Source organism: Anoxybacillus sp. PDR2 (genome assembly GCF_009834045.1).
GTDB classification, from domain to species: domain Bacteria; phylum Bacillota; class Bacilli; order Bacillales; family Anoxybacillaceae; genus Anoxybacteroides; species Anoxybacteroides rupiense.
Map to the genome: position 1 here is coordinate 1,045,796 of NZ_CP047158.1, position 16,113 is coordinate 1,061,908.

Sequence of the window (16,113 nt, forward strand, 5' to 3'; positions counted from 1 at the left end):
AGGATGGTTCTAGCGATCAACGCAGCTTTTTGGCGCTGCCGTTTCTGTCTTAGGTTGGAGTGTATGTTGTTTTTCGGTTATCGGACGACTAACGGTCACTATATATAAATCAAATGAAAATAAAGGACAAAAGCAAAAATTTGGCTATAATTTTGGAATTTATGTAAAATAATTTCTTTATGTGGTATAATGCATACAGATTAGTAAAATACGTGGTCTATACTGGTTATGATCTTATACGAAAGGAGAGGAAAAGAGCATGTGGTGGTTGATTGGGCGTATAAAAGAAAAGGCATCCATGATTTGAACCCTGAAGAAAATGCCAAGCACGTTTCATGGTCAGAACAGGCCTATATGGAAGCCCATATGCAGAATATGAGAAATGATCATCATGATAACGGCCCGATTTAGGGTTCCACGATAAGAAAACAGTGAAGATGTATCGATTCTATTTTGCTTCTTGACAAAAGCTACTCCCCAGTCATTTTACTCAGCATGAATCGTCATAATCAATGTCAAAACGAAACGGAGAGGAAGATCCGCTTGCCGATTGGAAGCATTAATCACCTAACGTTCTCTGTATCCGATTTAGAAAAATCCGTTCGCTTTTACCAGCAAGTATTCGGTGCAAAGCTATTGGTCAAAGGACGAAATTTAGCCTATTTTGATCTAAATGGAATGTGGCTTGCTCTGAATGTCCAAAAAGATATTCCGCGAAACGAAATCCGGCACTCATATACTCATATCGCTTTTTCCGTCAAAGAAGAAGATTTCGATGATCTTGTTCAAAGGCTGAAAGAGCTAGATGTGGCCATAATTCCAAGCAGAGAAAGAGATGAAAGAGACAAGCGCTCTGTTTATTTTACGGATCCTGACGGGCACAAGTTCGAATTTCACACCGGCAGTTTGAATGATCGGTTGGCTTATTACAAAAGCGAGAAGCATCATATGCAGTTTTTTACTTAATATCATCATGCGATGAAGAGGAGAGTAAATACATTCATTCTTTTCAGAGAGCTCCGGTAGCTGGGAAGGAGTAAGAATGGTTTATTGAAGCAAGCCTTGGAGCATCGCACGGGAACCGAAAAAAAAGGGGATCGTGTGACAGGTGGCACCTGTTATAGAGCTAAGGTATTCGTGTACCTACTGAGTTAAACATGGTGACATATTAATAAAATGGGGTGGCATCGCGAATGAAAATTCGTCCCCAAGACCTAGTGTCTTGGGGCGAATTTTTTATTTAGCTTATTGGATAAAAGGAGGAGCTTGGAAGTGAGAGGTAAAAATCCATTCGAGGCTTGGCAATATCACCTTTTACTTTTGCTTCGAATCGGAATTTCCAATGTGGGCGATTGGATTTATTTAATTTCCTTGAATTTATTGGTTCTCAATATGACTGATTCCCCTTTTGCGGTATCTATCCTGTATATGCTCAAGCCTTTAGCGGCCTTACTTACGAACGCTTGGTCCGGGAGTGTGATAGATCGATTCAATAAACGGAATCTTATGATCATGCTAGATGTGATAAGGGCTGTACTAATTGCCATCCTGCCTTTTTGTTCTTCGATTGGGGCTATTTATTTTATTGTTTTTTTCATCTGTATAGCAAGTGCGGTATTTGGACCGGTATCGATGACTTATATCACCCAGCTAACTCCTCCGGAGCAAAGGCAGCGCTTTAATTCATTGCGAAGTTTAATGGACTCCGGCGGTTTTCTGATCGGGCCAGCGGTTGCAGGTGCTCTATTTTTAGTCGGAACGCCTGTATTGGCCCTTTATATTAATTCATTGGCTCTACTCTTCTCAGGGGCGATCACCTTGTTGCTTCCGAATGTTGAAACACAGCTGGTAAGTCATCCAGCCGATCACAAAGGCTCTTTCCAGCTGCTGAAAAACGATTGGAAGCTGGTGATGAATTTTAGTTATCGTTACGTTTATATCACGCTTATTTATTTTTTATTTAGCTGCATGATGGTAATCGCGACAGCCGTTGATTCATTGGAAGCTGCCTTTGCGAAAGAAGTGCTTGCTTTATCAGAAAGTGAGTATGGCTTTTTAGTGAGTGTAGCTGGAGGAGGTGTTGCGTTGGGAGCGATTGTGAATGCAATATTTTCGCGAAAATTAGCGACGTCTTGGTTAATCGGCTTTGGTGCCTTCCATGTAGCGATTGGCTATATGATCTATGCTTGTTCAAGCTCTTTTTCTATCGCTGCTTTGGGGTTCTTTATTCTTTCCGTCTCTTTATCCTTTGCCAATACCGGATTTTATACCTTTTATCAAAATAACATACCTGTTTCCGTAATGGGAAGAGTGGGAAGCATATATGGATTCATTGAAGCGATATTCCTCGTCATCACAACTGCTGTTTTTGGAATGATGGCGCAGCTTGCCTCTATTCAGTCTGTCGTCATGATCGGCGCATTCTTGATGCTACTCGTTACTTCGATTTTATGCGCACTCGCCTTATTGCCAGCAAAGAAAAAATATTACTCATCTATTATCACAGAGACAATAGAAGATTCACAAGCATGAGGAGATCTTTGGCTGACAATATAGGCTTATATAGAACGATTCCTTATAATTAAGAAGGAAGGGCTATCAAGTTGTAGCACGTCATTTTAGAGAAAATGAGCAATGCCTATTGTACGTGGAAACTTACAAGAAAAATGAAAATACGGGTCTTTACCAAATAGACAAGTGGCGAAAATGTTTTCAAACTCCTCTTATGGTTCTATAAAGCGGCGTGTTCGATCGTATGCTGTCGTCACCCGATCATCATCTGTTCATTTGAAGGACAAATATTCTGTATTTATCAATAGGGTAAATATAGTTTGGCAAATTTTAATTGTTTTTTTCATCATCGTTTGGTAATTTGTTCTTAATAGATGAAGTATGAATAAATGCTGTCAATATTGGATGGTTGTTGGCATGGAGAGCTAATTCGAAGGTTTTAGTTAAAAACTTACATAGTGAGGTCGTGTTCCATGATGGAAAGTAGCAGAAGGGATCGAAAAATAAAAAAACGAAAAAGAAAAAAGTGGTTCGTGATCCTGCTTATTTTGATCGTGCTCATTTTGACGGCATTGTTATATGCGGTCATCGAATACCGTAAAGGCTTGAAAAACTCGCAAAATGACTCTTTTTTGCCGCATGAAAAGGTAGAATTTCAAGGCGTAAAGGATAAGGAGCGTATGAACGTTTTACTGCTTGGCGTTGATGCGAGAGGAAACGAGAAAGCGCGAGCGGATACGATTATGATTGCTCAGTATAATCGAAAGACCAAGCAAGCGAAAATCGCCTCCATTATGCGGGATTCCTATGTGGATATACCGGGGTATGGGAAAAATAAAATCAATGCCGCCTATGCTTATGGAGGTCCTGAATTATTACGGAAGACGATTAAAGAAAATTTTGATGTAGATATTGCCTATTTTGCTTTAGTAGATTTTAAAGGATTCACTAAAGCAATTGATGTAGCTTTTCCTGAAGGAATTGAAATCAATGTTGAAAAAGAGATGTCGAAAGGAATAGGTGTCACGCTGCATCCAGGTGTTCAAAGACTTCATGGAAACGAATTGCTTGGGTATGTGAGATTCAGAAAAGATGCTGAAAGCGACTTTGGCAGAGTACGGAGACAGCAAGAGGTAGTGAAGCGTGTGATGGACGAATTTATCAGTGTGCGGGGGATCGCGAAGCTGCCGAGTGTAGTCGGTACCATCCGGCCATATATATTAACGAACGTAGGGTATAAAGAAGTACTGCCCCTATTAGCTACATTTCCCGGAAGCGACCAGAAGGATATTAGCTTCTTTCGAATTCCTATTGATGGATCATTTCGAGATGCCACCTATCCTCAAGCAGGGGCCGTGCTAGAAATGGATCTTGCGAAAAATAGGCAAGCGTTAAAGGAATTCCTAAAGTAAGCATGCTCGATTGTATGGTTCATAAGCTGCTAAAGACGGAATAAGGCACCCGTTTGCCAGCAAAAATTATAAATACAGCGCAGAACATGTTTGGCCGCTAGTTTGATATAGACTTCCATGACGAAAAACGCATAGGGGGAGCAAAGCATTTTCAAAATAGATTGTACAAATAATTTCTGGAACGTCGGCGATCAGAGGCAAGTCTATGGAGACGGACTTGCCTTTTTGTTCAATTTACCGGGATTTTTCTGGCGCAGATCAGTCGGAAACATTCCGTATTTAACATCATCCATCGAGAAGTCTCCCACCTCGTAACGGAGTGTAGGTGGGAAGGTTCATTGATGATGGGTTTGAGTGCTGTCCATTTCTCTTTTGACACGAATAAAGGCAATCATTTGGTTAAGGTCATCCGCTGTTAAAGGCTTTCCATCAATGGTAAAGCAAATATGGGCCAACATCGCTGTTTCCGTTAACTCAATGGTATGGAAATCGGGCTTTTCAGGGCTATCCGCGGCTCCAAGCAAATAGTCGGTAGACGTTTCAAATAATTGAGCCAATTCTTTAACTGCTTCTAATGAAGGCTGGCGGTAGCCGGATTCATAGCCAGCATAGGTACTTTTAGCGATATTTAATTGATCGGCAATATATTGCAAAGGCCATTTTTTCTTTTTTCTTAATTCTGATAGCCGTTTTGATATCATCGTCCTGCTCCCTCCCTCTTTTTCTCCCACTATAAAAAGTTCGCGAAACGAATAAAAACTCTTGTTATTTTCATAGGGAATGAATATAATGGAATCGTATATTCGCGATTCGCGAACAACTTAATTATAATGTACACTAAATGACCCATAAAACACAACAGGTTATTCAATAGAAAATCACCTTTTCGTTCGATTATCGCTTTTCATAGAGGTGTCAATGATGAAAAAGATTCTTTTAATCGCGACAGGCGGCACAATTGCCTCCGTAAAAGGAGAAGAAGGACTCTCACCGGCATTAACAGCTGAAGAACTTACAGGGTATGTGCCAAAACATAGCCCTAATTATCGCTTGGACAGCCAAATACTGATGAACATCGACAGCACAAATATGCAGCCAGAGTATTGGGTGAAAATCGCCGAAGCCATTTATGAAAACTATCATCGCTATGACGGGTTTGTTATTACGCATGGAACAGATACGATGGCTTATACAGCTTCGGCTTTATCTTATATGCTGCAAAATTTGGACAAACCTGTTGTTCTTACTGGCTCCCAAGTTCCGATTAGCTTTGAGCGAACGGATGCGAAAAAAAATTTATCCGATGCCGTTCGGTTTGCTTGTGAAGAAGTTGGCGGCGTATTTATCGTGTTTGATGGAAGAGTGATTCTTGGCACAAGAGCGGTCAAAATGCGAACAAAAAGCTACGATGCTTTTGAAAGTATTAATCATCCGTATATCGCTTATATCCATCATGATCAAGTCGATTATCAATATGAGCTTCGCTCGGAAGCAGTTGGAGAACTAATATTTGAGCCGTCGCTTTGTCCGGATGTGTTTCTCTTAAAGCTACATCCTGGTACGAAGCCAGAAATCTTTGATTATATTAAACCGCTGTATCGAGGAGTGATTATCGAAAGCTTTGGAAATGGTGGGGTGCCGTTTCAGGAAAGGAACTTGCTTCCCAAAATTAAGGAGCTCATTGATGACGGCATGGCCGTTGTCATTACCACGCAATGTTTAGAAGAGGGAGAAGATTTGACGTTGTATGAGGTGGGACGCAAAGTGGCGCAAAACACCGTCATTCTATCTGGAGATATGAATACAGAGGCTATTGTGCCAAAGCTAATGTGGGTATTAGGCAAAACCAATCATCTGCTTGAAATCAAAAAAATAATGGAAACTCCGATTGCGAGAGACATTACGCCAAAATTTGATGAAAGCTGGGATTTATAAAATGATTAAAACAAAAGCAGTGCGAATGGAAAAAGACTTTCTTGGAGAAAAGGAAATTCCAGAGCATGCATACTATGGCATTCAAACGATGCGCGCGGTAGAAAATTTTCCGATTACCGGATATCGAATTCATCCGTCCTTAATTGAAGCAATAGCGATCGTGAAAATGGCGGCGGCACAAGCGAATATGGAAATCGGACAGCTCAGTCCACGGATAGGCCAAGCGATTGCCGAAGCCGCGCAAGAAATTATCGATGGAAAGTGGCATGACCAATTTATCGTGGATCCGATTCAAGGCGGGGCCGGAACATCGATTAATATGAACGCGAATGAAGTCATCGCCAATCGGGCGCTTGAATTGCTCGGCGAACGGAAAGGAAACTATCAAGTCATCAGCCCGAATAATCATGTCAATATGTCCCAGTCGACGAACGATGCTTTTCCGACCGCCATTCATATTGCCGTGTTAAAGATGCTGGAAAAGCTGCTGACGACGATGGAGAACATGCACGCTGTATTTGTTGAGAAGGCGCGGCAGTTTGATCGTGTGATTAAAATGGGGCGGACGCATTTGCAAGACGCTGTTCCCATTCGCCTTGGCCAAGAATTTGAAGCCTATAGCCGTGTGTTGGAGCGGGATATAAAAAGAATACAGCAATCGCGTCAGCATTTATATGAAATCAATATGGGGGCAACGGCAGTAGGAACCGGATTAAATGCTAATCCGCGTTACATTGATCGCGTGATTAGGCATTTAGCAACGATTAGCGAGCTTCCGCTAGTACGTGTTGAGCATCTCGTTGACGGAACGCAAAATACAGATGCTTATACCGAGGTGTCATCGGCGCTAAAAGTGTGCATGATTAATATGTCAAAAATTGCGAATGATCTGCGTCTCATGGCATCTGGTCCAAGAACGGGCTTTAATGAAATTACATTGCCGGCCCGCCAGCCTGGTTCCTCCATCATGCCTGGCAAAGTCAATCCGGTCATGGCAGAAGTGATCAATCAAGTAGCTTTTCAAGTGATTGGGAACGATCACACCATTTGCTTGGCATCTGAAGCGGGACAGCTAGAATTAAATGTGATGGAGCCCGTACTCGTTTTTAATTTGCTGCAATCCATTCATATTATGGATAATACATTTCGTGTATTTACTGACTATTGTTTAGCAGGAATTGAAGCAAATGAAGCGAATTTAAAAACGAAAGTAGAAAAAAGTGTGGGAATCATTACGGCTATAAACCCTTATGTTGGGTATGAAACAGCCTCGCACATTGCGCGTGAAGCTTATCTTACAGGCAAATCTGTCCGTGAGCTATGCTTATCCTATCATTTATTAACAGAACAGCAGTTAAACGAAATACTGGATCCTTATGCGATGACTCGTCCTGGAATTGCAGGGCAAAAAAATGATTAAAAAATAAAAACAGAAAGGCAGATACATATGGCAATACCAAGTGGTGCAAGCATGCATATTACAATCCGTATTCAGTTTGCAAAAAATTTGGTCTCTTTTGGTGACATTGCGACGGCAATAGGACAAGCGGGTGGAGACATTGTTGGAATCGATGTCATTTCCTCGACGAAAACGCATACGGTGCGCGATATTACGGTCAGTGTGTTTGATACTAAGCACGCCGACTTAGTGACAGACACATTGAGAAAAACGCATGGAGTCAAACTCATCAATGTATCGGATCGCACGTTCCTGATGCATATTGGCGGGAAAATTGAAACGAAATCCAAAATTCCGATTAAAACTCGCGATGATCTATCGCGTGTTTATACGCCAGGAGTGGCTCGCGTGTGCAGTGCGATTGCCGATGATCCAAGCAAAGCCTACTCGCTAACCATTAAACGCAATACAGTGGCGGTTGTCTCTGATGGGACAGCTGTGTTGGGGCTAGGGGATATCGGACCGTATGCAGCGATGCCTGTCATGGAAGGAAAAGCGATGCTGTTTAAGCAGTTAGCTGATGTCGATGCTTTTCCGATTTGCTTAGATACAAAAGATACCGAGGAGATTATTCAAATTGTTAAAGCCATTGCCCCGGCATTTGGCGGCATTAATCTTGAAGATATTTCTGCTCCTCGTTGCTTTGAAATTGAAGAACGATTAAAGCAAGAGCTGGATATTCCAGTATTCCATGATGACCAGCATGGAACGGCCGTCGTATTGCTTGCCGGTCTTTTAAATGCGCTGAAAATTGTAGATAAAAAGCTGCAAAATATTAAAGTGGTCTTAACCGGAATTGGCGCGGCCGGCATCGCCTGCACGAAAATTTTACTAGCGGCCGGCGTCAAAAATATTATCGGTGTTGATCGTCATGGTGCTATTCACCGCGGGGTGGAATATGACAACCCTTATTGGAATGAATATGCACAGCTAACGAATCCGGAAAATGTCAGCGGCACGCTTTCAGATGTGATTGAGGGGGCGGATGTGTTTATCGGGGTATCTGCTCCGGGAATTTTACAAATCGAAGATGTGCAAAAAATGGCGCAAGATCCGATTGTGTTTGCGATGGCTAATCCTATTCCGGAAATTGATCCGGAGCTGGCAGAGCCGTATGTACGGGTTATGGCTACAGGCAGATCCGATTATCCGAATCAAATCAACAACGTGCTTTGCTTCCCGGGGATTTTCCGAGGCGCTCTTGATTGCCGAGCGATTGAAATTAACGAAGAGATGAAGCTGGCGGCAGCTGAAGCCATTGCCTCTGTTGTGACAGAAGAAGAGCTAAATGAAACGTATATCATTCCAAGTGTATTTAACAGCAAAGTGGCTGAGAAAGTGAGAGAGGCGGTTATTAAAGCTGCTTATCGTACAGGAGTGGCCCGCAAAGAGGATATCATGTTTAAGGCTGAATAAAAACAACGTCGAAGTCCCGTTTACTAGGGCTTCGACGTTTTTAGTTTCCCAAATCAACAACGTTATTTTAATTTTTCATTTAAAACACTTTCTTCTAAAACGGAAAATTTATCTCCGTATACTTTGACAATATGCTTTTCTCCCCATCCGCATAAAGAATCTAAAATTTCTTTTAAGCTCCACCCGTATTCACTTAGTTCGTATTCCACTTTCGGGGGGACTTGATTATAAACAATGCGATTGATAATCCCATCTTCTTCTAACTCTCTCAATTGCTGCGTTAGCATTTTTTGCGTGATTCCTGGCATCAAACGTTTCAATTCACAGGTGCGTTTTTTGCCGTGTGTCAGGTGGCAAAGAATAACGCATTTCCATTTTCCACCTATTACTTCTAGTGTCGCTTCAACGGGAATATTATATTTCTTTTTTTGCATGTTCTTCCTCCTCTTCAATAGTTACTAAAAAGTATCTATAGTACTTTAAAGTACGTACTTTTTTTTATAGCTTATATGCTCCATAATAACATTTGCCAGCTGGCTTTTGCTATATTTTTTACAACCAAGCAATGGGGAGGAAAGGCGATGAACGAAGGTAAACGAAATACATTAGCATTGATCGCATTAGCTGTAAGTGCCTTTGCGATCGGGACGACAGAATTTATTAGTGTAGGGTTACTGCCGCTCATTTCGCGCGATTTGCACGTTTCCGTTTCAGTCGCCGGTCTGACGGTTTCCTTGTACGCTTTAGGGGTTACTTTCGGCGCTCCTATTCTTACATCTTTAACGTCCAGTATGTCACGCAAAGCTTTGTTGCTTTCGATTATGGTTGTCTTTATCATCGGTAACAGCATTGCAGCTCGTGCCGATAGTATAACGGTTTTACTTGTAGCTCGTGTGCTTTCTGCGTTTTCACACGGTGTATTTATGTCGATCGGGTCAACCATCGCCGCAAGTTTAGTAGCGGAACACCGACGGGCTAGCGCGATTTCCATTATGTTTTCTGGGCTCACGGTCGCTACGATCACAGGAGTGCCGTTCGGTACATTTATTGGACAGCAATTTGGCTGGAGGTTTGCCTTTCTTTTTATTGTTGCTGTAGGGGTTATTGCGTTCATTGCCAACAGCATTCTCGTTCCAGCGAATTTGCGAAAAGGTGCCCGCACTACGTTTCGTGATCAGTTTCGGTTAATCACTAATGGACGTTTGTTGCTGCTGTTCATTATTACAGCTTTAGGATACGGAGGCACTTTTGTTGCTTTTACGTACTTATCTCCGCTTTTGCAGAACGTCACGGGATTTAGTGAAAAAACGGTTACGGTGATTTTGCTTGTTTATGGGGTAGCGATTGCGATCGGTAATGTAGCGGGAGGAAAGCTATCTAATCAAAATCCGATTAGCGCTTTATTTTATATGTTCATTGTGCAAGCTATTGTGCTTTTTATTTTAACCTTTACAGCTCCATTTAAGGTGGTTGGGCTTATGACGATCATCTTAATGGGACTGCTTGGTTTTATGAGCGTGTCAGGATTGCAAGTATATGTAGTGATGCTTGCCGAGCGTTTTGTGCCGAGCGCAGTCGATGTTGCTTCAGCGATTAACATTGCCGCATTTAACGCGGGAATTGCAATTGGTTCCTACCTAGGCGGCATTGTCACCGAATCAATGGGGCTGATTCATACCGCTTGGGTCGGTGGATTGATGGTGCTAGGAGCGGTCCTTTTAACAAGCTGGAGCTTGGCACTTGAGAAGAAAGATCAAAAGATGCACAGAGCGGAAAACGAGATGATGGATCATCGCGAATGCCTTATGCGATAAGTAGTGTAATACAAGACCAATCAAAAGAAATAAAGGAGATGAGTTGAATGACGGCCAAACATTTAGCCGACACAACGATTTTAGCGAATGGGGTCCAAATGCCATGGCTTGGGCTTGGAGTATTTAAGGTGGAAGATGGGCCGGAGCTTGTTCAGGCTGTTAAAGCAGCCATTCGCCACGGCTATCGCAGTATTGATACCGCGGCGATTTATGAAAATGAACAAGGAGTAGGCCAGGGGATTCGCGAAGCATTGCAAGAGACCGGAGCTTCACGTGAAGAATTATTTGTGACGTCAAAAGTGTGGAACACGGATTTAGGATATGACGCGACGCTAGCAGCGTACGAAGCGAGCCTGAATAAATTAGGTTTAGAGTATCTAGATTTATACTTGATTCATTGGCCTGTAGCAGAAAAATATAAAGAAGCATGGAAAGCATTAGAGACGCTTTACAAGGCAGGAAAAGTACGGGCTATCGGTGTGAGCAATTTTCATATTCATCATCTTGAGGAGCTGATGAAGGAAGCAGAAATCAAGCCGATGGTGAACCAAGTAGAGTACCATCCGCGTCTAACACAACAAAAGCTTCAGGCTTTTTGCGAAGAGCACAGTATTCAATTAGAAGCGTGGTCGCCATTAATGCAAGGACAATTGCTTAATCATCCTGTTTTACAAGAGATCGCGAAGCATCATAATAAGACGGTTGCGCAAATTATTTTGCGCTGGGATTTGCAAAAAGGAGTGGTAACCATTCCAAAAACAACTAAAGAGCAGCGGATGATGGAAAATGCCTCCATATTTGATTTTGCTCTGACAAAAGAAGAGGTGGAACAAATCGATCGCTTAAATCAAAATCGCCGCGTAGGTCCAGATCCGGATAACTTTGATTTTTAACACATCCACCAAGAAGCTCCCCCTCTAAACGGGGGGAGGTTCATACAATCGATATCGATCCATTGAGAAGATATGTCATGATGTTTGGAGGAGCCAAGGAGGGGCGAGAACAATGAACGAGAAAGGAAGCATTGTTTTTATCGGCGACAGTATAACAGAAGCGGGCAGAAGGAAAGATCCCGAGCAAATGGGTTACGGGTATGTCCGACTGATTCGCGATTATTTGCTGACAGATGACCCGCAGCAGCCGTTAGCCGTTGTCAATCGGGGAGTGAGCGGCAACCGCATTCCTGATCTATTGGCGCGTTGGGAGAGAGATGTCATTGCATTGCAACCATCTTTTGTTTCGATTTCCATCGGTATCAACGATGTGTGGCGCCAGCTCGATCATCCCGAGAAGGAACAGGTGTATCCTAAGCAATTTGAGGAAATCTATATGGAGTTAGCTTGGCAAACGAAAGCCAAAACCTATGCGCATCTGATCTTGATGGAACCGACGATTATTGGCGAGGCGATTCATTCAGAAGGCAATCGAAAGCTGAAGCCTTATGTGAACATTGTGCGTAAAGTAGCGCATACGTTTCATGGAACGCTTGTGCCTACTCATCAAGCATTTCTTGCTTATTTGCAAGCACGTCCATCATCTCGCTATCGGCTGACGACAGATGGAGTTCATATGAATTCGCTTGGCAATATGTTGATGGCGCGAACATGGCTTACGGCGTTTGATCGCGATCGGCGACAGAAATAGCACACGAAATGTGTTTCGCACTTCACATTGGCATTTGCTTTAACATTCCCAGCAAAACAAGCGAATGTAAGCATTTTTATTCTATTTTCCCGTATCGTGGCAAAAAGTGCGCCGGATAGGCCGGATTGTTCAGTTGGTTTAAAGGCTGTAAAGTGCCATGTCGTTTATTTGACGAGTGAATGTTTAAAAGCATAGATAACCGCTTGTGTCCGATCTTGTACTCCCAGTTTGGCGAGAATGCTGCTGACGTGGACTTTGACGGTTTTCAATGAAATAAATAGCTCTTCGGCGATTTCTTGGTTAGACTTGCCTTGGGCGATCAATAAAAGGATCTCCATTTCGCGGTTCGTCAGCTCTTCGTGAGGCAGCAGCGTTTCTTTTTGCCGCATTTTCTTCATCATTTTTCCGGCTACCTCCGTCTCCAATACCGACTGGCCGTGGAAAGTAGAGCGGATGGCATTGGCAATTTCGCTCGCTTTCGAGGTTTTCAGCATATAGCTTGCCGCTCCCGCTTCTAGCGCCGGATAGACCTTATCGTCATCTAGAAAGCTAGTGACGATAATAATTTTTGCCTCCGGCCATGCGGACATGATTTCTTTTGTCGCTTCAATCCCATCCATTGGCTGCATCACCAAGTCCATTAAAACGACATCCGGGCGAAGCTGAAGCGCTAGTTCCACTCCTTTTTTTCCGTTTTCTGCTTCGCCGACTACCGTCATGTCAGGTTGAGATGATAAATAAGCAGAAACTCCGATTCGCACCATTTCATGGTCGTCAATCAATAACACTCTAATCATGGCGTTGATCCTCCTGTGCCACTATCGGTACTTTTACTTCAAGTCTTGTCCCTTTATTTTTTAAGCTGATAATTTTGAGCGTTCCGCCGATTTCAGCCGCTCGTTCATACATGTTTTGCAAGCCGTATGAACCGCTTTTAGAATGATTTGCATGGACATCAAATCCAATTCCGTCATCAACCACACGCAAAATAGCAAAATGATCCCGCTGAATTAACAGCACCTCCAGAGTCGAAGCTTTCGCGTGGCGAAGCGTATTGGAAACAGATTCCTGCAAAATACGAAATAAATGGTCTTCTACTCCTTTATCTAAAGGTGCATCTTCTATTTTCCATTTGATCTGCATCGGCGTTTTTTGCGATAATTCCAGCAAAAGCTCCTCCATTCCTTCTTGCAGTGATTTGCCCTTAAGTTGGACAGGACGCAAATGAAGCAGCAGCGCTCTCATTTCCAATTGCGATTGGTGAATCATTTGCTCGATCAGTTTCAGCTGCTTGGTTTCATGGTTATCGGACCGCTCTTTTTCTTCCATAATCGCCGACATCATCATCGAAGCGGCAAAGAGCTGCTGGCTGACGGAATCGTGCAGCTCGCGCGCAAGCCGATTTCTTTCTTGGGAAATAATATCTTGAATAAGCCGCTCTTGCTGTTCAGCTTTTGCTGTCGCCATTTTTTGTGAGCGTTTGGTTTGTTCGATCCATTGATGATGAATTTTTTGGAGGCGTTCCCAAATTTCCTGAAAATCTTCCGTTGGCTGCTTGACTTCCAATTGCATCAATGAGCCTTGTTCGATTTGTTGAAGGGCGTTGGCGATCGTTTGCAGCTGCTGTCGCCACCATAGGTTAGAAACAATTCCGAAGGCAGCTCCGATCAAAATGACAACAGTAGGTGCAAAAACGATAAATGGCAAATTCATGATTTTGGTTTTCCATAATATGGACCAGTCTCCTAATGGAAACAACGTGAAACAAGAGAAAAGCAGAAGAAACAAAACAACAAGCGCCACTAAAATAAAAAGTGCAAACTGCCGCAGCATCATGTTCATATCCGCTTCACCTCTAAATTTCCGACCATCATCGAGGTGATGATTTTAAGCTTTTGCTCTGCTGTCTCATAAGCTGTTGTTTGCCAGACCAATGTTTGGTTAAATATTTGCTCCTTTTCCTTATCTAAAATGAGAGTGGAACCAACAACCGCGGAGTGGACGATGCTGATTTCGAGTTCATAAGGCACAAAAATTTGGACATTTCCGATCCAATGGCGTATGGAAATCACTGCTTCGCCTTTTGGAAGCACCGCATAGCTTAAATCAATCACGGTATCTCCTAGTCCTACTTGGATATTCACATCGTTCCATTCATATGCTTGCTCAGGTGTCTTTTGACGGCCAAATAACAAATTTTGCAATAAAGGCTTTCGCTCAAGAATTTCCGTTTGGACTGTTCGATCGGCCGGCTGTATTTTAGGCTGCAGCAAAGCCGGCTGGCGTTTCGATTGGAAAAACTGAATTAGAACATAGAGTAAAATGGCCAATAGAAAAAATCGAGCAGTCATCATTGTAAACACATTAAAAACAAGTTGGATGATACCAAGCCAAAATAAAATTTTTCCAATCATGCTGTGCCACTTTTTTCTTCCTATATATACAAATGCTCCTGATACAAGAAGAGAAAAAATAAGCCCTTGATGAAAAAAAGAAATTTCAATGACTAAAAGGAGCACACCAATTAAGATGGTCCAGCTTATATAATCGGTTTTTTTACGATGGTTAAGCATAGGCTCCCCACCTTTATCTCAAGAAATAATAAAGAATGGATACGCAAATAGACGGTTTTGTTTCTGGAAAGAGATTGCTCGTCTATGCCGGTACTAGGCAGAAAAGCGGCCGCATGCTCCTTCGCTTCCATGTAAAGATGTAAATGGAACAATGGAAAAAAGCGAAAAGGCGCAGCTGCCTACGCCCTTTAGCATACCACTTTTTTTCCGGACTGTCCTTTATTTTTTGCAAGGAGTCCCGCTGCCATTCCATTAGTGGTTGTTTTCCGTTTCAAGCTGTTTTTCCAATTGTGCGATTCGCGCATCAATCGTATTTCGGTAATAGGATGAATGGACTTGCTGCTCCAAGCGCTCTAAGTATGATTCAATGTCCGAAAACACGGGGACGGACTTGCTCGAATAGCGATTGGCATCTAGAACTTGATTGATGCGATAGTGGGCATGCGCGAGGTTTTCCCGGCCCATTAATTCCATCCGTCTAATATGCATATCCTTTAGTTTATGCTTCATTTCTTCATATTTTTTTTCAAGCTCCATTAAATGTTGCTGCACGTTTTCATAGGAATGCTTTAACTGCGCAGCTCGCTCTTCATATTGTGTATGCTCTTGAGCGGCAAATTCAAATAATTCTGTTTCCCCGGCTTTAGAAGCGATTTCCGCTTGCTTTTGGCGCTTATCCGCCAACTGCTTGGCATGATGGTACTCACGCAAAAATTCTTCTTTTAATAAGTACTGACGTTCAATGAACTGACGAACCTTTTCTGTTTCTTGTTCGCATTGGCGCAAATATTGATTTAACATCGCAATCGGATTTTTCTTTTCTTTTTCATCAAGCAGCTCATGGAGATCAGCAGCAATCACATTTTTTATGCGAGAAAATAAACTCATATTTCTTCACTCCCTTGATTAATAATTTTTTTGCAGTTCATTCCATTGTTTTTCAAAATTCGCAAATGGATCTTCTGTTTCTTTCGGTGTATGCGAAGACTTGGTCCAGTTTTTATAAACAACATACAGAACATATGCTGCGACAATGGCAGCGATGGCTGGGGCATTCGCCACACTGATGGATAAGGCGATCAGGCCAAGCAGCGCCCAGCCAATCTTTGAACCTGCCGATTTTGCTTTTAAAAATTGTTTGAACGTGTAATAAAGAATGACAAGACTGAGCGCGAAGCCGACGAGCGGTCCTACGTTGGCGAACAGGACAATGGCCGCAATTCCTCCAGCTAGCAGCAGCCCGATTTTTCTCAACATGGTTCATCTCCTCCTTTCTTGTCTTTATCTTAGCTTTCTTTTTCTTTTTCCATCATGCTCTAGAGTTATATTTTTGGCTAAGACCTGAGATG

General features: G+C 42.6%; 17 protein-coding genes and 1 other annotated feature. Of the genes, 10 read left to right on the top strand and 7 right to left on the bottom strand.

Annotated elements, in window-relative coordinates:
- Positions 1–261: 261 nt before the first annotated feature.
- The 4 genes from GRQ40_RS05105 (at position 262) to GRQ40_RS05120 (ending at position 3,923) form a co-directional block, all read left to right on the top strand.
- Positions 262–411: a hypothetical protein gene (locus GRQ40_RS05105; RefSeq protein ID WP_231734656.1), complete on the top strand. Its 150-nt coding sequence runs from the start codon at positions 262–264 to the stop codon at positions 409–411.
- An 84-nt stretch (positions 412–495) separates the two neighbouring features.
- Positions 496–966: a metallothiol transferase FosB gene (gene fosB / locus GRQ40_RS05110; protein WP_369824128.1), complete on the top strand. Its 471-nt coding sequence runs from the start codon at positions 496–498 to the stop codon at positions 964–966.
- A 3-nt stretch (positions 967–969) separates the two neighbouring features.
- Positions 970–1,212: a binding site (T-box leader), on the top strand.
- Between the two features lie 60 nt (positions 1,213–1,272).
- Positions 1,273–2,532 (top strand): MFS transporter, encoded by a 1,260-nt coding sequence (locus GRQ40_RS05115; protein WP_080859957.1) that lies wholly within the window; start codon positions 1,273–1,275, stop codon positions 2,530–2,532.
- Between the two features lie 455 nt (positions 2,533–2,987).
- Positions 2,988–3,923: an LCP family protein gene (locus GRQ40_RS05120; RefSeq protein WP_159720772.1), complete on the top strand. Its 936-nt coding sequence runs from the start codon at positions 2,988–2,990 to the stop codon at positions 3,921–3,923.
- 335 nt (positions 3,924–4,258) lie between these two features.
- Here the strand turns inward: GRQ40_RS05120 and GRQ40_RS05125 are convergent, their stop codons facing one another.
- On the bottom strand, positions 4,259–4,624 hold the full coding sequence (locus GRQ40_RS05125; RefSeq protein ID WP_066150873.1) for a helix-turn-helix domain-containing protein: 366 nt from the start codon (positions 4,622–4,624) through the stop codon (positions 4,259–4,261).
- 220 nt (positions 4,625–4,844) lie between these two features.
- Here GRQ40_RS05125 and GRQ40_RS05130 point away from each other — a divergent pair, with 220 nt between their 5' ends.
- Genes GRQ40_RS05130 through GRQ40_RS05140 form a run of 3 tightly spaced genes read left to right on the top strand, consistent with a single transcriptional unit; the run spans position 4,845 to position 8,733 of the window.
- Positions 4,845–5,858: an asparaginase gene (locus GRQ40_RS05130; protein WP_066150876.1), complete on the top strand. Its 1,014-nt coding sequence runs from the start codon at positions 4,845–4,847 to the stop codon at positions 5,856–5,858.
- A gap of 1 nt (position 5,859) precedes the next feature.
- A complete protein-coding gene (gene aspA / locus GRQ40_RS05135) occupies positions 5,860–7,278 on the top strand; it encodes an aspartate ammonia-lyase (protein WP_066150925.1) in 1,419 nt (472 codons plus the stop codon).
- A 27-nt stretch (positions 7,279–7,305) separates the two neighbouring features.
- Positions 7,306–8,733: an NAD-dependent malic enzyme gene (locus GRQ40_RS05140; protein ID WP_066150879.1), complete on the top strand. Its 1,428-nt coding sequence runs from the start codon at positions 7,306–7,308 to the stop codon at positions 8,731–8,733.
- A 62-nt stretch (positions 8,734–8,795) separates the two neighbouring features.
- On the opposite strand, the gene GRQ40_RS05145 is transcribed toward GRQ40_RS05140, so the two are convergent.
- Complete coding sequence (locus GRQ40_RS05145; RefSeq protein WP_044742108.1) at positions 8,796–9,167, bottom strand: winged helix-turn-helix transcriptional regulator; 372 nt, start codon at positions 9,165–9,167, stop codon at positions 8,796–8,798.
- A 147-nt stretch (positions 9,168–9,314) separates the two neighbouring features.
- Between GRQ40_RS05145 and GRQ40_RS05150 the strand changes: the two genes are divergently transcribed.
- From GRQ40_RS05150 to GRQ40_RS05160, 3 genes are all read left to right on the top strand, one after another.
- Positions 9,315–10,547 (top strand): MFS transporter, encoded by a 1,233-nt coding sequence (locus tag GRQ40_RS05150; protein ID WP_159719507.1) that lies wholly within the window; start codon positions 9,315–9,317, stop codon positions 10,545–10,547.
- A gap of 47 nt (positions 10,548–10,594) precedes the next feature.
- Positions 10,595–11,440, top strand: coding sequence for an aldo/keto reductase (locus tag GRQ40_RS05155; RefSeq protein WP_159719508.1), 846 nt, complete (start codon positions 10,595–10,597; stop codon positions 11,438–11,440).
- A 112-nt stretch (positions 11,441–11,552) separates the two neighbouring features.
- A complete protein-coding gene (locus GRQ40_RS05160; RefSeq protein ID WP_044742111.1) occupies positions 11,553–12,191 on the top strand; it encodes an SGNH/GDSL hydrolase family protein in 639 nt (212 codons plus the stop codon).
- Between the two features lie 164 nt (positions 12,192–12,355).
- Here the strand turns inward: GRQ40_RS05160 and GRQ40_RS05165 are convergent, their stop codons facing one another.
- The 5 genes from GRQ40_RS05165 to GRQ40_RS05185 all read right to left on the bottom strand — a co-directional run bounded on the left by GRQ40_RS05165 (position 12,356) and on the right by GRQ40_RS05185 (position 16,021).
- Positions 12,356–12,988, bottom strand: coding sequence for a response regulator transcription factor (locus GRQ40_RS05165; protein WP_159719509.1), 633 nt, complete (start codon positions 12,986–12,988; stop codon positions 12,356–12,358).
- Positions 12,981–14,033, bottom strand: coding sequence for a sensor histidine kinase (locus GRQ40_RS05170; protein ID WP_156487519.1), 1,053 nt, complete (start codon positions 14,031–14,033; stop codon positions 12,981–12,983). Before GRQ40_RS05170 ends, GRQ40_RS05165 begins: the two co-directional genes overlap by 8 nt.
- The gene (liaF, locus tag GRQ40_RS05175; RefSeq protein WP_159719510.1) at positions 14,030–14,764 is read right to left on the bottom strand and encodes a cell wall-active antibiotics response protein LiaF; all 735 of its coding nucleotides are present in this window, start codon (positions 14,762–14,764) and stop codon (positions 14,030–14,032) included. Before liaF ends, GRQ40_RS05170 begins: the two co-directional genes overlap by 4 nt.
- 252 nt (positions 14,765–15,016) lie before the next feature.
- Positions 15,017–15,652 carry a PspA/IM30 family protein gene (locus tag GRQ40_RS05180; protein WP_044742114.1) on the bottom strand — a complete coding sequence of 212 codons (636 nt, stop codon included), beginning with the start codon at positions 15,650–15,652 and terminating at the stop codon, positions 15,017–15,019.
- An 18-nt stretch (positions 15,653–15,670) separates the two neighbouring features.
- Positions 15,671–16,021: a lmo0954 family membrane protein gene (locus tag GRQ40_RS05185; protein ID WP_159719511.1), complete on the bottom strand. Its 351-nt coding sequence runs from the start codon at positions 16,019–16,021 to the stop codon at positions 15,671–15,673.
- Between the last annotated feature and the right edge of the window lie 92 nt (positions 16,022–16,113).

Bases quoted from the DNA above. Each gene is read 5' to 3' on its own strand.
- fosB (WP_369824128.1), top strand. From the start codon at position 496: ATGAATCGTCATAATCAATGTCAAAACGAAACGGAGAGGAAGATCCGC.
- GRQ40_RS05120 (WP_159720772.1), top strand. From the start codon at position 2,988: ATGGAAAGTAGCAGAAGGGATCGAAAAATAAAAAAACGAAAAAGAAAA.
- GRQ40_RS05125 (WP_066150873.1), bottom strand. From the start codon at position 4,624: ATGATATCAAAACGGCTATCAGAATTAAGAAAAAAGAAAAAATGGCCT.
- GRQ40_RS05130 (WP_066150876.1), top strand. From the start codon at position 4,845: ATGAAAAAGATTCTTTTAATCGCGACAGGCGGCACAATTGCCTCCGTA.
- aspA (WP_066150925.1), top strand. From the start codon at position 5,860: ATGATTAAAACAAAAGCAGTGCGAATGGAAAAAGACTTTCTTGGAGAA.
- GRQ40_RS05140 (WP_066150879.1), top strand. From the start codon at position 7,306: ATGGCAATACCAAGTGGTGCAAGCATGCATATTACAATCCGTATTCAG.
- GRQ40_RS05145 (WP_044742108.1), bottom strand. From the start codon at position 9,167: ATGCAAAAAAAGAAATATAATATTCCCGTTGAAGCGACACTAGAAGTA.
- GRQ40_RS05150 (WP_159719507.1), top strand. From the start codon at position 9,315: ATGAACGAAGGTAAACGAAATACATTAGCATTGATCGCATTAGCTGTA.
- GRQ40_RS05155 (WP_159719508.1), top strand. From the start codon at position 10,595: ATGACGGCCAAACATTTAGCCGACACAACGATTTTAGCGAATGGGGTC.
- GRQ40_RS05160 (WP_044742111.1), top strand. From the start codon at position 11,553: ATGAACGAGAAAGGAAGCATTGTTTTTATCGGCGACAGTATAACAGAA.
- GRQ40_RS05165 (WP_159719509.1), bottom strand. From the start codon at position 12,988: ATGATTAGAGTGTTATTGATTGACGACCATGAAATGGTGCGAATCGGA.
- GRQ40_RS05170 (WP_156487519.1), bottom strand. From the start codon at position 14,033: ATGAACATGATGCTGCGGCAGTTTGCACTTTTTATTTTAGTGGCGCTT.
- liaF (WP_159719510.1), bottom strand. From the start codon at position 14,764: ATGCTTAACCATCGTAAAAAAACCGATTATATAAGCTGGACCATCTTA.
- GRQ40_RS05180 (WP_044742114.1), bottom strand. From the start codon at position 15,652: ATGAGTTTATTTTCTCGCATAAAAAATGTGATTGCTGCTGATCTCCAT.
- GRQ40_RS05185 (WP_159719511.1), bottom strand. From the start codon at position 16,021: ATGTTGAGAAAAATCGGGCTGCTGCTAGCTGGAGGAATTGCGGCCATT.